This window comes from Acidovorax sp. LjRoot66 (genome assembly GCF_964253305.1).
Taxonomy (GTDB): domain Bacteria; phylum Pseudomonadota; class Gammaproteobacteria; order Burkholderiales; family Burkholderiaceae_C; genus Acidovorax.
On sequence record NZ_CAXUQU020000001.1, the window covers coordinates 924,284 to 938,382 of the forward strand.

The 14,099-nt window shown below is 69.9% G+C and carries 12 protein-coding genes and 1 pseudogene; 8 read left to right on the top strand and 5 right to left on the bottom strand.

Annotated features, from left to right (window positions below):
* Positions 1-6: 6 nt before the first annotated feature.
* Positions 7-807 (bottom strand): ChaN family lipoprotein, encoded by an 801-nt coding sequence (locus ACSQ3Y_RS04365; RefSeq protein WP_436176537.1) that lies wholly within the window; start codon positions 805-807, stop codon positions 7-9.
* A gap of 227 nt (positions 808-1,034) precedes the next feature.
* Here ACSQ3Y_RS04365 and ACSQ3Y_RS04370 point away from each other — a divergent pair, with 227 nt between their 5' ends.
* The 3 genes from ACSQ3Y_RS04370 to ACSQ3Y_RS04380 are packed head-to-tail and all read left to right on the top strand — an operon-like array spanning position 1,035 to position 4,763.
* Entirely contained in the window at positions 1,035-3,467 is a 2,433-nt protein-coding gene (locus tag ACSQ3Y_RS04370; protein WP_436176538.1) for an adenosylcobalamin-dependent ribonucleoside-diphosphate reductase, read from the top strand.
* A gap of 43 nt (positions 3,468-3,510) precedes the next feature.
* Complete coding sequence (locus ACSQ3Y_RS04375; protein WP_436176539.1) at positions 3,511-4,194, top strand: nitroreductase family protein; 684 nt, start codon at positions 3,511-3,513, stop codon at positions 4,192-4,194.
* A gap of 53 nt (positions 4,195-4,247) precedes the next feature.
* The gene (locus ACSQ3Y_RS04380) at positions 4,248-4,763 is read left to right on the top strand and encodes a hemerythrin domain-containing protein (protein ID WP_436180082.1); all 516 of its coding nucleotides are present in this window, start codon (positions 4,248-4,250) and stop codon (positions 4,761-4,763) included.
* Here ACSQ3Y_RS04380 and ACSQ3Y_RS04385 read toward each other — a convergent pair.
* Positions 4,744-5,451 (bottom strand): annotated as a pseudogene (locus ACSQ3Y_RS04385) (GNAT family N-acetyltransferase); the annotation flags it as partial. The gene ACSQ3Y_RS04380 and the pseudogene ACSQ3Y_RS04385 sit on opposite strands and share 20 nt — an antisense overlap.
* A gap of 108 nt (positions 5,452-5,559) precedes the next feature.
* Here ACSQ3Y_RS04385 and ACSQ3Y_RS04390 point away from each other — a divergent pair.
* Together ACSQ3Y_RS04390 and ACSQ3Y_RS04395 are read left to right on the top strand one after the other, a co-directional pair.
* Positions 5,560-7,062, top strand: a complete 1,503-nt coding sequence (locus ACSQ3Y_RS04390) for a PLP-dependent aminotransferase family protein (RefSeq protein ID WP_436176540.1) — start codon at positions 5,560-5,562, stop codon at positions 7,060-7,062.
* Between the two features lie 100 nt (positions 7,063-7,162).
* The gene (locus ACSQ3Y_RS04395) at positions 7,163-8,230 is read left to right on the top strand and encodes an AbrB family transcriptional regulator (RefSeq protein ID WP_436176541.1); all 1,068 of its coding nucleotides are present in this window, start codon (positions 7,163-7,165) and stop codon (positions 8,228-8,230) included.
* A 27-nt stretch (positions 8,231-8,257) separates the two neighbouring features.
* Here ACSQ3Y_RS04395 and ACSQ3Y_RS04400 read toward each other — a convergent pair whose 3' ends face one another.
* The 3 genes from ACSQ3Y_RS04400 to ACSQ3Y_RS04410 all read right to left on the bottom strand — a co-directional run bounded on the left by ACSQ3Y_RS04400 (position 8,258) and on the right by ACSQ3Y_RS04410 (position 10,727).
* Positions 8,258-8,554: a BTH_I0359 family protein gene (locus tag ACSQ3Y_RS04400; protein ID WP_007848772.1), complete on the bottom strand. Its 297-nt coding sequence runs from the start codon at positions 8,552-8,554 to the stop codon at positions 8,258-8,260.
* Positions 8,555-8,779: 225 nt separating this feature from the next.
* A complete protein-coding gene (locus ACSQ3Y_RS04405; protein ID WP_436176542.1) occupies positions 8,780-9,925 on the bottom strand; it encodes a DUF3108 domain-containing protein in 1,146 nt (381 codons plus the stop codon).
* A 19-nt stretch (positions 9,926-9,944) separates the two neighbouring features.
* Complete coding sequence (locus ACSQ3Y_RS04410) at positions 9,945-10,727, bottom strand: IclR family transcriptional regulator (protein ID WP_057199828.1); 783 nt, start codon at positions 10,725-10,727, stop codon at positions 9,945-9,947.
* Positions 10,728-10,831: 104 nt separating this feature from the next.
* On the opposite strand from ACSQ3Y_RS04410, the gene ACSQ3Y_RS04415 reads away from it, so the two are divergent.
* The 3 genes from ACSQ3Y_RS04415 to ACSQ3Y_RS04425 all read left to right on the top strand — a co-directional run bounded on the left by ACSQ3Y_RS04415 (position 10,832) and on the right by ACSQ3Y_RS04425 (position 14,088).
* Positions 10,832-11,839 carry a fumarylacetoacetate hydrolase family protein gene (locus ACSQ3Y_RS04415; RefSeq protein ID WP_436176543.1) on the top strand — a complete coding sequence of 336 codons (1,008 nt, stop codon included), beginning with the start codon at positions 10,832-10,834 and terminating at the stop codon, positions 11,837-11,839.
* Positions 11,840-12,030: 191 nt separating this feature from the next.
* Positions 12,031-13,056 (top strand): TraB/GumN family protein, encoded by a 1,026-nt coding sequence (locus tag ACSQ3Y_RS04420; protein WP_436176544.1) that lies wholly within the window; start codon positions 12,031-12,033, stop codon positions 13,054-13,056.
* Positions 13,057-13,110: 54 nt separating this feature from the next.
* Positions 13,111-14,088 carry a Bug family tripartite tricarboxylate transporter substrate binding protein gene (locus ACSQ3Y_RS04425; RefSeq protein WP_436180083.1) on the top strand — a complete coding sequence of 326 codons (978 nt, stop codon included), beginning with the start codon at positions 13,111-13,113 and terminating at the stop codon, positions 14,086-14,088.
* Positions 14,089-14,099 lie beyond the last annotated feature (11 nt).

Here is a 14,099-nt window from a genome sequence, read left to right on the forward strand (position 1 = left end):
CTGGGCTCACGGTTTTTGCGGGGCATTGCCCCACTTCTCGCGCAGCTCGGCGCAGGCATCGCGCGGCGGCAGCGCCGGTGTCGGTGCCACCAGGTCGGCATCGGCATGCGCGGCCGCCGGTTCGCCGCCGGCGCGGGCCACCACCACCTTGGCCGCCACCTGGGTGCCCAGGTGCGTGGGCACGCCCAGGCCGCGCCAGACGTGGCCGGCGCCGGCCACGAGCAGCACGGTCTTGCCGGGCTGCAGGGCCGAGGTGGCGGCCTGTGCCATGCTCGCGTCGCGTGCGATCTGGATGCGCGCCATGGGCGCGATCTGCGCTTGCGGCAGCAGGCCGCAGTGGCCGTCGCGGATCTCGGTGTATTGGCGCTGCAGCGCGGCGGCAGGCAGGTGCGCGTCCCACTGAGCCTGGCCTATGGCGGCGCGCATCTGGCTGCGCGGCAGGTTGCCGCCCAGCACCGGTACGCCGGCGGCAACGGCCGCCATCACCACCGGGCCGTATTGGGCCCAGGGCCAGGCCTTGTCCTGCCACTGCAGGGCGGCCTGCGCCTGGGCGTCGGTGGCGTCGCGCGGCAGGCCGGCGGTGCTGCCGCCCTGCTCGGCCATCTCCATCACCACGGCTGCCAGCGCCCCCCGCGCGGCCAGCCATTGCACGGCCTCGCGCTGCAGGCGCTGGTGCTCGGGGGCATCGTGCTGCTCGCCCAGCAGCAGCACGTCGGCGGGCAGCACCTGCTGCAAGTCGGCGGGCCAGGATGGGGGATTCTGGGCCGGCGGGGCCGCGCAGCCGGCCAGTGCGAGGGCTGCCACCATGGGCAGGGCTTTTCGTGCCATTGCAAGGCTGGACAAAGGCGTGGTGTGCATGCCGTAATGCTAGCGGCCCACCATGCAGGGCCTGCCTTGCGGGCTGGCGGCAGAGGTGAGGCCACGGCAGCCGTGTGGCTATCGGGCCGATGTATGGTGCTGTTTTTCGCCTCCCCGGCCGGGTTGCAGCGTGCGGGGACCCTCTGTTTGTTGATGGAGCGCAAGGACCTTCAGCCATGAAACGCGAAACATCCAGTGCTTTGACCGGCGCCACCTCCATGCAACCCATCAGCCTCGACGTCCTGCGCGAGAAGTACCTCAAAAACGGCGAAACCAGCGCCGACGACCTGTACCGGCGCGTGGCGCGTGCCCTGGCATCGGTCGAGGCACCCGCCCTGCGCGACAAGTACGAGGCGCTGTTCCTCGGTAACCTGCAGGCCGGCGCCATCGGTGCCGGGCGCATCATGAGCGCGGCGGGCACCGACATCCAGGCCACGCTGATCAACTGCTTCGTGCAGCCCGTGGGCGACTGCATCCAGGGCATGGACGACGGCGGCTACCCCGGCATCTACGAAGCCCTGCGCGAGGCCGCGGAGACCATGCGCCGCGGCGGCGGCGTGGGCTACGACTTCTCGCGCATCCGCCCCAAGGGCGCGCGGGTGATGGGCACCGCTTCCACGGCCTCGGGGCCGTGCAGCTACATGAACGTGTTCGACCAGTCATGCTCCACGGTGGAGAGCGCGGGTGCGCGGCGCGGCGCGCAGATGGGCGTGCTGCGCATCGACCACCCCGACGTGCAGGAATTCATCACGGCCAAGCGCACGCCCGGGCGCTGGAACAACTTCAACGTCTCGGTCGGCGTGCCCGATGCCTTCATCCAGGCCGTGCAGAACGACGGCCCCTGGGAGCTGGTGCACCAGGCCCGACCCATCGAGCCGCTGATCGCCCAGGGCGCCCACCAGCGCGCTGACGGCCAGTGGGTGTACGCCACGGTGCCGGCGCGCACGCTGTGGGACAGCATCATGCAATCGGCCTACGACTTCGCCGAGCCCGGCATCCTGTTCCTCGACCACATCAACGAGGACAACAACCTGCACTACTGCGAGGACATCGCCGCCACGAATCCTTGCGGGGAACAGCCACTTCCCTCGTACGGCTGCTGCGACCTGGGGCCCATCATCCTCACGCGCTTCGTGCGCCACCCATTCGGCTTCGGCGGGGTTGCGCAGTTCGACTTCGAGGCCTTCTCCGCCTCGGTGGCGCTGCAGGTGCGGGCACTCGACAACGTGCTCGACGTGACCTTCTGGCCGTTGCCGCAGCAGCGCGACGAGGCCATGGCCAAGCGGCGCATCGGCGTGGGCTTCACGGGCATGGGCAATACGCTGGCCATGCTGTGCCTGCGCTACGACCTGCCCGAGGGGCGCGACATGGCGGTGCGCATTGCTGCAGGCATGCGCGATGCGGCCTACCTGGCCTCGGTGGACCTGGCGCGCGAGAAGGGCGCGTTCCCGAAATTCGAGGCCGGACCTTACCTCTCTGAAGGCACGTTTGCCAGCCGCCTGCCTGAACCCATCAAGGAGGCCATCCGCACCCATGGCATCCGCAACAGCCACCTGCTGTCCATCGCGCCTACGGGCACGGTGAGCCTGGCCTTTGCCGACAACGCCTCCAACGGCATCGAGCCGCCGTTTTCCTGGATGTACAAGCGCAAGAAGCGGGAGGCCGACGGCAGCACCAGCGAGTACGCGGTAGAAGACCATGCCTGGCGCCTGTACCGCGAGCTCGGCGGCAACGTGCTGCAACTGCCCGAGTACTTCGTCTCGGCGCTGGCCATGCCGGCCGAGGGTCACATCGCGATGATGGAGGCGGTGCAGCCGTTTGTGGACACGGCGATCTCCAAGACCGTGAACATCCCTGCCGACTACCCTTACGAAGGTTTCAAGGACCTGTACCTGCACGCCTGGCGCGCGCGCCTCAAGGGCCTGGCGACCTACCGGCCGAATGCCATCCTGGGCTCGGTGCTCGAAACGCACAGCGCCCCGGCGACGGCGGCACCGGCACCGGCCGCGCCGCCGGTGGACCCGATGCGCACCGTGATCGAAAGCCGGCCCAAGGGCGGCCTCTCGGCCGTGGCCGAGAAGGTCGAGTACTGGACGCAGGAGGGCCGCAAGACCCTGTACCTGCTGGTCTCCTTTCTGCCCGTGCCCACGGGCGTGGGCCATGCCACGGTAGACCGGGCCATCGAGTTCTTCATGCCCGTGGGGCAGAGCGGCGAGTCGCAGCAGTGGATCACCTCCAGCATGCGCATGCTCTCGCTGGCGGCGCGCGGTGGCTTTCTGGAGCGTGCGCTCAGCGACATGCGCAAGGTGGCCTGGGACCGGGGCCCCGTGCGCCTGGGCACGCACCGCAAGGAGGATGGCACGCAGGTGCCCATGTGGCATGACTCCGAAGTGGCGGCCATGGCCTATGCCATCCAGAACATCCTCGCACGCCGCGTGGCCGACCCGGTGCAACAGCAGTTGCCGCTGGACGAACCGGCAGCGCCCCCCGGGGCCGTGCCCCAGGCCATGGCCGGCAAGAAGTGCGTGGAATGCGGTGCGCATGCCGTGATCCGCAAGGATGGCTGCGACTACTGCACGCAGTGCGGGCACACCGGGGCCTGCGGCTGATGCGCAGCCCTTGCCTGCCCACTGCCGGTCCGGAAAGCCATCCATGGCGGTGATCCCCTGGCCGCTGCGGCCCGTGCCCCATGGCGTGCCGCCTGCGGTGGAGGCCACGGCAGCCAGTGCCTGGGCGCTCATGCGCACCCGCCGCACCGTGCTGCCCAAGCGGCTGGTGGCGCCCGGCCCCAGCGCCGCCGAGCTCTCGGCGATCCTGGACGCGGCGGCCCATGCGCCCGACCACGGGCAGTTGCTGCCCTGGCGTTTTGTGCTGGTGCCCGAGGCCGCGCGCGCGGCCCTGGCGGAGGTGTTTGCCCAGGCGCTGGCCGAGCGCGACGAGGCCGCCACGCCGGAGCAACTGGCGCTGGCGCGCGAGAAGGCCTACCGCGCGCCGGTGCTGCTGCTGGCGGTGGTGGATGCCGGCCGGGGCGACCCGCGCATCGACCTGGCCGAGCGCCTGGTGTCCACCGGCTGCGCACTGCAGAACATGCTGCTCATGGCCACGGCGCAGGGCTATGGCTCGGCGCTGACCAGTGGCCGGGCCCTCAAGTCGGCCGGGTTGCGTGCGCTCTTCGGGCTGGGACCGGACGAACTGGCCCTGTGCTTTCTGAGCATCGGCAGCGTGCAGGCGCGCAAGGTGGCGGCCCGCACGCGCCCTGGGGCGGGCTCCTATGTGAGCACCCTGGGCGCCGACGGCGTGGTGCAGCCATTCGATCCGGCCGAGGGACGCGGTTGACGTCCCTTCCTGGTTTCAACACCCCGGCCGTGGGCTTCGAAGAGCCCTTTGCCATGCTCGAGGCCTGCCACGAGCGGGTGCAGCGCACGCTGGCACTGCTGGGCCGGTTGCGCGCGCATGTGGCGCTGCAGGGCAGCGACGAGTCCGCCCGGCAGGCCGCGCACGATGTGCTGCGCTACTTCGACATCGCGGCGCCCCTGCACCACCAGGACGAGGAACTGCATGTGTTCCCGCCGCTGCTGGCCGAGGGGGACGCCGCGATGGTCGCGCTGGTGCAGCGCCTGCTGCAGGACCACCAGGACATGGTGGCCGAGTGGGCTGCGGCGCGGCAGCCCCTGCAGGCCCTGGCGGACGGCCAGGCTAGCGCCTTCAGCGCGGAGGACGAGGCCGCTCTGGAGCGCTTTGCACGGCGCTATGTGCGCCACATCGAAGATGAAGAAGGCGCGGTCTACCCGGCCGTGCAGCAGCTGTTGCCACCCGAAGCCCTGGCCCCCATGGGGCGCGAGATGGCATCCAGGCGGCAGGTCATACCGTCGCGGCCACCGGGCCGGCCGCGCGCAATTGCGTGAGCGAGGCGCGCTGCGCGCCCTGGGTGTCGAAATTGGCGGCCGCCAGCCAGCGCTCGAAGCCGGTCTTGATCGTGGGCCATTCGCTGTCGACGATGGAGAACCAGGCCGTGTCGCGGTTGCGGCCCTTGTAGACGATGGCCTGGCGGAAGATGCCCTCGAACGTGAAGCCCAGGCGCGCAGCCGCCTGGCGCGAGGGGCCATTCAGGCTGTCGCACTTCCATTCATAGCGCCGATAACCGAGGTCGGCGAACACGTACTTCATCAGCAGGTACTGCGCCTCGGTGGAGATCGGCGTGCGCTGGAGCAGCGGCGAGAACATCACATGCCCGACCTCTACCACGCCGTTGGCCGGGTCGATGCGCATCAGCGCCAGCGTGCCCACGGCCTTGTCGGTGCGCTGGTCGATCACGGCGTAGTGCAGCGGGTCGGTGCTGGCCGCCGCCTGCTCGCAGTGGGTGCGGTAGCTGGCCTCGTCGGCAAACGGGCCGACGGTCATGTAGGTCCAGTCCCGGCCATCCGATGCCTTTACGTAGGCAGCATGCAGCTGGGTGGCATGGCGCGCTGCGTCCAGGGGCTCGAGGCGGCAGTAGCGGCCTTCAATCACGTCGCGTGCGGGGCGCGGGCGTGCGCTCCAGCCGGGCAGGGGGGATCCGACGGGCTGCTGGTAGGCGTTCAGGGTGGAAGCCATGCGAAAGAGGTCCTTTGTGTTGATGGCAGGGGAAAGGGCAGACCGAACGGTAAACTGAGCGTGGCATTGTGAAAAGTGCCAGATTAAGAAAAACTTCAGGTGCCACGCATGCCCGATGCCTTCATGGATGCCGCGCTCCCGGCAGTACCCTCGGTTCCCCCAACCCTGCTGGAGCAGGCGCTGGACCACGGCCCGGGGGCCGCGCCCCTGCGGCGCCAGCTGTTCCAGCGGCTGCGCCAAGCCATCCTGGATGGGCGCTTGGCCGCTGGCAGCCCGCTGCCCGGTTCGCGCGCCCTGGCCGAGGGCCTGGCCATCTCGCGCAATACCGTGACGGCGGCGTATGAGCACCTGCTGGCCGAGGGCTATGTGCAGTCCGACCGGCAGGGCACACGGGTGGCAGCGCTGTCGTCGCCATCGGTGGCCGCGTCCGTCCCGCAGCCGGCAGTACAGCTTCCCGCCACGGCCGCGCGCCTGGCGCTCATGCAGCCCAGGGCAGTGCGCCCGGGGCCGGCCCATTGGCTGAGCCCGGGCACGCCCGCACTCTCGCAGTTCCCATCTGCTGCCTGGCGCCGCGCACTCGACCGCGCGGTGCGCGACGGCGGCCCTGCCGCCCTGGGCTATAGCGATCCGCTCGGCGAAATGGCGCTGCGCACCGCCATCGCGCGCCACCTGGCGCTGGCCCGGGGCGTGCGCTGCACGCCTGAGCAGGTGGTGATCACCGAAGGCGCGCAGGAGGCCTTGGTGCTGTGCGTGCGCCTGCTCACCAACCCGGGCGACACGGCCTGGGTGGAAGACCCCGGCTACCGCGGCGCCCAATCGGCCCTGCACGCGGGCGACCTGCGCACGCTGCCGCTGCGCGTGGATGCGCAGGGCCTCGTGGCCGACGAGGCCGATTGGCGCACGCGCACGCCGCGCCTGGTCTACACCTCGCCCTCGCACCAGTACCCGGGCGGGTCGGTGCTGTCGGTGGCGCGGCGCCTGGCGCTGATGGAGCAGGCGCGCCGCCATGGCGCCTGGATCATCGAAGACGACTACGACAGCGAGTTCCGCCATGCGGGCGAGCCCATCGCCGCCATGCAGGGGCTGGCCGATGGGGCGCCGGTGCTTTACGTGGGCACCTTCAGCAAGACCATGTTCCCCGCGCTGCGCATCGGCTTCGTCGTGTTGCCCGAGGCGGTGCTGGCCGCCGTGCGCCCGCCCTTGGCCGAGATGCTGCGCGGCGGCCAGCGCCATGCCCAGCTGGCGCTGGCGGACTTCATCGACAGCGGCCAGTTCAGCCGCCACCTGGGCCGCATGCGCCGCCTTTACCGCGAGCGCCAGCAGCAGCTGCGCGCGGCGCTGGCGCAGCACCTCGTGGTGCCGCATGGCATCGAGGGCGGGCACTGCGGCATGCACCTCATGCTGCGCCTGCCGCCCGCTTACCCGGACCAGGCCATTGCCACCGCAGCGCGCGGGCACGGCATGGCGCCCGCGCCGCTGTCGGCCTTTGCCCTCCAGCCCCGGCCCGAGGACAACGGCCTGGTGCTGGGTTATGGCCACACGCCCGTGGAGCTGTTTGCGCCGCTCGTGCAGCGGCTGTCGCAACTGGCAGGAGACGTCCGCCGGGCGTGACCCCCCGCCATGTGCGATGCCTGCCATGCCCCACGGGCAGTGCAGGGCTTTGGGGCACATCCGAGTGCGCAAGCGATACTCGCGGGTTGCCGTCTTTCGTATGCGTACTTATTTTCAATTCACCAGCCGCGTGGTGCTGACCCTTGCCGTGGCATGGGCTGCGGCCGCCGCCTGCGTCGCCCTCAAGACCCCGCTGCCGTGGATGATCGGGCCGCTGCTGGCCACCTCGCTGCTGTCCATCGCCGGTGCGCCCACCGAAAGCTGGGGGCCGCTGCGCAATGGGGGGCAGTGGACCATTGGCGCGGCGCTGGGCCTGTATTTCACGCCCCAGGTCATGGGCCTGGTGGCTGGCCTGTGGTGGGCCATTGCGCTGGGCATCGTCTGGGCGCTGGTGCTGGGCTGGCTGTTCGGCGCCTGGCTGTACCGGGTGCATGCGCCGCGCATGCACGGCGTGCCGGCCAGCATGATGCGCGCCACCAGCTATTTCTCGGGCGCCATCGGCGCCGCGTCGGAGATGACCCTGCTGGCCGAGCGCGAGAACGCGCGCACCGACCTCGTGGCCGCCAGCCACAGCCTGCGCCTGCTGATCGTGACCATCACCATCCCGTTCGCGCTGCAATGGAGCGGGTTGCACGGCATCGACATCCTGCCGCCCGCCACGCGCGTGGTGGACTGGCCCGGCCTCGCGCTCATGGCATTGCTCACCGGCGCGGGCGCCCTGGCCATGGACCGGCTAGGCCGTGCCAACCCCTGGTTCATGGGTGCGCTGGTGGTGTCCATGGGCTTTGCCATGGCGGGCATCAGCTTCTCGGCCGTGCCGCAGTGGCTGGTGAATGCCGCGCAACTGGTGATCGGGGTCAGCCTGGGGGTGCGCTTTCGGGCGGATTTTTTGCGCGCCGCGCCGCACTGGCTGGCCAGCGTGGCGGTGGGAACCCTGGGGCTGATGGGCATCTGCGCACTGTTTGCTGCGGTGCTGGCCTGGGGCACGGGCTTGCCCTGGGTGACGCTGCTGCTGGGCACCTCGCCGGGCGGCATCACCGAGATGGCCATCACGGCCAAGGTGCTGCAGCTGGGCGTTCCCGTGGTCACGGCCTTCCAGGTCTGCCGGCTGATTGCCGTGCTGATCCTGGTGGAGCCGCTGTTCAGGCGGCTTTATCCGGTGGAGTGATGGTCGGCGCCCGCGAGCGCCGGTGGGTCAGTGGACCACGACAGGGTTTTGCGCCAGGCCCGCATAGCGGTCCAGGGCATCTTCCACTTCTTCCTGCGTGGGGGTGTCGCGCTGCCAGGCCAGGATCTGCTGCTGGAACATCTCGGCCCACGATCCATCCAGGTACACCTCCTTGCCCGAGCGCTTGTCCACGATCTCGAAGCCGTGGCGTGCCAGCTGGGGCTTGGGTGGTGCGGTGTCGTTGAGTGCCTGGCCAACGGACTCCCGGGCGTCGGGCAGCATATGGACCACCACAAAGGATTCGGAGTCGTAGAGCATGTGCATCGTGTTCCCTTTGTCGATATGAATGTCAGATGACAGCGGGTCGGCAGAGTTCAAGGCTTGTGGGCTGGCCCTGCGTGGTAACAGTATTTCACGAATTGTGCGAAGCGGTGGCCCCGCAGGGGTATTTCGCAGGCGGTGGGGATAACGCAACACCGGCGGGAGTGCAATCCTTACGGGCATTTGGCCGGTCCGGCCGCCTGCTGAGGCGCCACGGCCTACGGCGCCTCAGGGCTTCTCACTACCGCGCAACAAGAGGTCCGCAAAGTCGCCATTCGACTGGGTGAGCTTGATGCGCGCGGGCAGGTAGCCCAGGCCCGGGGCCAGCCACAGCTCTGCCTTCTGGTCGTAGTCGCGCCGGGGCAGGCGCAGCAGCTTGAGGGTGGGGGTGGCGCCTACCGGCAGGTTCAGGGTCTCCGGGGCTTCGATGCTGAAGGTCCAGCGGTCGGCGTTGCGCGCGCTCACCGTGGTCAGCGTGATCTGCGTGCCCGGGGTGTAGCGGGCCGGGTCGGCCGCCAGCATGGCCGCCAGCTGGATGAACATGCTCAGCCGGTCCTGCGCACCCGGGCCGATGGCGGCCTGCGGCGTGTTGACGCTGAAGGTCACGCGGCCCTGCGCATGGTCGAAATGCGCGGCCTGCTCGCTGCGCGAGCGGTCCCCAAAGCGCTCGGGCTGCAGCCCTTGGGCGCTGACCAAGCCCGTGCTGCGCTGGGTGCGCGAGCCGATGAGGAAGGCGCTCACTTCCTGGCGCGCCTCGTAGCGGCTGCCATCGTGCTGCCACAGCAGCTCGGCCCGGGCTGTGTAATCGAATTTCTTGGCCTGGCCCTTGACCTCGTAGGTCAGCCGCACGGGCGGCGGAATCTGCACCGGCGGTGGCGCGGCACTGGCGGTCTGGCCCGTGCCGCTGCCGGGCGGGGCGATGTCGATGCCGGCGGCCGTAGGGTTCACCTCCACCGGGGTGGACGCGGGTGCAGCCGGGGCGGATGCTGTCGCCACGGCGGCAGAGGCTGCGGGCTCGGGCATGGCAGGAGCGGAGGGCGCTGCGGCCGCCGCCTCCAGGGCCGGCTCGGGGGGAACCACAGGTTCTGGTGCTGCCACTGCCGGCTCAGCAGGGTGGGCTTCGGCGACCGGTGCGGGGCGCGGTGGTCTCTTGCGTGGCACGGGTGCCGGCGCGGCGGGTGGCGGGGTGGCCGAAGGCGTGGGTGTCGCTGCAGGTGCGGCCACGGGCGCGGGCGCGGCGGCAATGGTGCGCGTGCTGAAGACCTGGCCTGAGGGAGCGGCCGGGCTGTCCCACACCAGGGGCACGCCTTGGAGCAGCAGCCAGTGCAGCGCCAGCACCAGCGCGGTGAGGGCGATCAGCGCGCGCCGGGGCATCAGCGGGGCTGCCCGTGCGTCATGCGCAGCCCGCGCCCAGATCGCGCGACAGCTGGCCCGCCGCGGCGCGCAGCGGGGTGTCGATGGCGCCGCCCCATTCGGGGTCGAAGGTGGCGATGGAGCCCAGCGTGGTGATGCCCAGCTCCAGGTGGCCGTCGGCATCGAACACCGGCGCGCAGAAGCCCACGATGCCGGGCAGCAGGGTGTCCACCACACGCGCCGCGCCGCGCTCGCGCACCTCGGCCAGCATGGTCTGCACCTCGGCCATGGTGGTGGGCAGGTCGGTGCGGCGCATCTTGCTGGCGCGGGCCAGCTCTTCCTTGAGCAGGGGCGCGGCCACCTCGGGCGGCAGGTGGGCGGCGAAGCAGCGGCCGGTGGCCGAGGCCAGCAAGGGCATCACGTCGCCCAGCCGCAGGTTGGCGGTGACGGCCTGGGGCGACTCCTCCCAGTGCACGATGGTGGGCCCATGGTTGCCCCATACCGCCAGTGCCAGGGTGTGGCCGATGTCTCCCATGAGGGCCGGCATGCGCTCGCGCGCAAGTCGCACCGCGTCGAGCCGCGCCAGCGATGCCAGCCCCAGCTTGAGAGCCGCCGGGCCCAGGTCGTAGCGCGCGGTGCGGCTATCCTGTGTGACCAGGCCCAGGCGCTGAAAACTCACCAGATAGCGGTGGGCCTTGGCGGCACTCATGCCGGCCGAGGCCGCCACGTCCTTGAGCATCAACGGGCCTCGCGCATGGGTGAGGCCTTCCAGCAAGGCAAAGCCGACTTCCACGGACTGGATACCTGCACGTTCTTTGTCCATGTGCACTAAAATTTGGTAGTTTTGTTTAGTTAAATCAGTTTACCCAAGCGTAATTTTCGCCAAGGGTTGTGCCATCCACCTTCCAGAGACAGAGGTTCTGCCCCATGAAACTAGCCACTTACAAAGACGGCTCGCGCGACGGCCAACTGGTCGTCGTTTCGCGCGACTTGGGCACGGCCCATTATGCGACCGGCATTGCCAGCAAGCTGCAGCAGGTGCTCGACGACTGGGGCTTCCTCTCGCCCCAGCTGCAGGACGTGTACGACCAGCTCAACGCCGGCCGCGCGCGCCATGCCTTCCCGTTCGACCCGGCCCAGTGCATGGCCCCACTGCCACGCGCCTACCAGTGGGCTGACGGCTCGGCCTACCTCAACCACGTGGAGCTGGTGCGCAAGGCGCGCAATGCCGAGGTGCCCGAGAGCTTTTACTCCGACCCGCTGATGTACCAGGGCGGCAGCGATGACTTCATCGGCCCCTGCGATGACGTGGTGGTGCCCAGCGAAGCCATGGGCATCGACTTCGAGGCCGAGATCGCGGTCATCACCGGCGACGTGAAGATGGGCGCCACGCCCGAGCAGGCGCTAGACGGTATCCGCCTGGTGATGGTTGCCAACGACGTGAGCCTGCGCAACCTGATCCCGGCCGAGCTGGCCAAGGGCTTCGGCTTCTTCCAGAGCAAGCCGGCCACTGCCTTCAGCCCGGTGGCGGTGACGCTCGACGAACTGGGCGACGCCTGGCACCAGGGCCGCCTGGACCTGGTGGTGCAGTCCACCTGGAACGGCCGCAAGGTCGGCATGTGCGATGCCGGCCCGGAGATGACCTTCCACTTCGGCCAGCTCATCGCCCATGTGGCCAAGACGCGCAACGTGCGCGCCGGCTCCATCATCGGCAGCGGCACCGTGAGCAACAAGGGCGTGGAGCAGAACGGCCGCACCGAGTGGCCCAAGGGCTACAGCTGCATTGCCGAAAAGCGCTGCATCGAGACCATCCAGGACGGCAAGCCCAACACCGAGTTCATGAAGTTCGGCGACACCATTCGCATCGAGGTCAAGGGCAAGGACGGCGCGAGCATCTTTGGCGCCATCGACCAGGCCATCGTGGAGCCGGGTTGAGATGCACCCCCTGAGTCGCTTCGCGCCTTCACCCCTCTCTCATATTGCTTCGCAATCTGGGAGGGGGACGCCCCCAGCGCAAGCGCTGGATACGCCGCCTTCGCGGCGGGGCGGCCCTTGCGCGGGGGCACTGGTATGGAGCGCGCCAGTTTTACAAGCCGTGGCGATGCTTGGCACATTGGGCTGCTGATATGCCCAGTCTTTTCCTGCCACTCCCAGGCCGCTGCCTGCGCACAGGCCTTGTCGGTCTGGCCTTGCTGGTGTCGGCCCTTGTAGTGCATGCCAAGAGCGACGCCACTGCCTGCCCACCCGCCGCGACCCCCATCGGCCCCGCCGATGCCGAGGCGGCCCGCCGTGACGACCGCGACCGCGGCCTGCTCTGGCGCATCGAGAAGGACGGCCGCACCAGTTGGCTCTACGGCACCATCCATGCGGCCGAGCGTGGCTGGGTGCTGCCCGGACCTGCGGTGCGCGAAGCACTGCGGCGTGCCGACCGCATCGCGCTGGAAGTGGACCTGATGGACCCGGCGGTCGCCGGTGGACTGGCCACCGCCGTCATGCCAGGCCCCAACACGCCACCCCTGCCCGAGCCCTTGGCAAAGCGCCTGCGCGTGCAGAGCGAAGCACTGTGCGCCGATGCGGCGCTGGCGCGCCTGCGGCCCGAGATTCAGCTCATGTCGCTGGTCGGCCTGGCTGCGCGCACCGCCGGGATCGACCCGGCCTATGGCATCGACCTGTTCCTCGCGGGTCTGGCGCGCGCCATGGACAAGAAGGTCGTCTCGCTGGAGTCCGCCGAGGCGCAGATCGCGCTGCTGGTGTCGGACGACCCGGCCAAGGTGGCGCGCACCATGGACGAGGGCCTGCGGCAGCTCGAAGGCGGGCAGGCCCGCAAGATCATTGCCACCCTCACACGTGCCTGGGCCGACGGCCAGCTTGAAACCTTGCGCCACTACGGCGACTGGTGCGGCTGCCTCAACACCGCCGAAGACCGCGCCGACTACGCACGCATCGTGGAGGGCCGCAACCCCGCCCTGGCCGCCGGCATCGCAGCGCAGCATGCGGCCGGCCACGCGGTGTTCGCGGCCGTTGGGGTGCTGCACATGGTGGGCCCCGAGGGCCTGCCCGCCCTGATGGCCGCCCAGGGGTTTCGCGTGACGCGCGTGCCCCCTGCCGCATCGGGCTCACGGCAGCGCAAGCCACCGAATGCGCCGCGATAGTCCCGTTCCCAGTTTCCTTTTCTTTCTTCCTGCAACGGAGACAAAACCATGACCCTGCAACGCCGTACCGTTCTTTCCGCCCTGGCCGCTGCCGGCGCGTCTGCCGCAGCCCCCTGGGCCCAGGCCCAGGGGGCCTGGCCCGACCAGCCCTTGCGCTGGGTGGTGCCCTACCCGGCCGGCGGCGGCACCGACGTGCTGGCCCGCACGTTGGCAGAGGCCATGCGCCAAACCCTGGGCCAGCAGATCGTGGTGGACAACCGCCCGGGTGCTGCCACCAACATCGGCGCGCAGCTGGTGGCCACGGCCAAGCCCGATGGCAACACCTTCATGTCGGCCGACAACGCCGTGCTGGCCTTCAACGAGCACCTGTTCACCAAGCTGCCCTTCAACCCCGAGAAGGACTTCACCTACGTGGGTGGCATCAGCCGCTTTCCGCTGGCGCTGGTGGTGCACCCCTCGTTCGAGGCCAAGACCGTCAAGGAATTCCTGGCTTACGTGCGCGCCAACCCCGGCAAGGTCAACTACGCATCGCCCGGCAACGGCTCGCCGCACCACCTGGCGATGGAGATGTTCAAGAACCGCACCAAGACCTTCTTGACGCACATCCCCTACCGCGGCGCGGCGCCCGCGCTGCAGGACGTGATGGGCGGCCAGGTGCCGTGCATGTTCCTCGACCTGGCGGCCGGCCTGCCCGTGATCACCTCGGGCAAGGTGCGCGCCCTGGCCATCGGCTCTGCCAAGCGCGTGGCGGCCTTGCCCGACGTGCCCACCCTGGCCGAAGCCGGCGTGCCCAACACCGAGGTCTACGCCTTCCAGGGCATCCTTGGCCCTGCGGCCCTTCCGGCGGCCATCACCGCGCGCCTGAACGGCGACCTGAACAAGGCGCTGGCCAACCCCACCGTGCTCAAGCGCATGACCGATTTCGGCATGGAGCCGCTGCCCGGCACGCCCGAGCAGTTCCGCACCATGGCCCGCGCCGAATCCAAGCGCTGGGGCGAGATCATCAAGGCGGCGGGCGTGAAACTCGACTGAGTGGTCTTCAC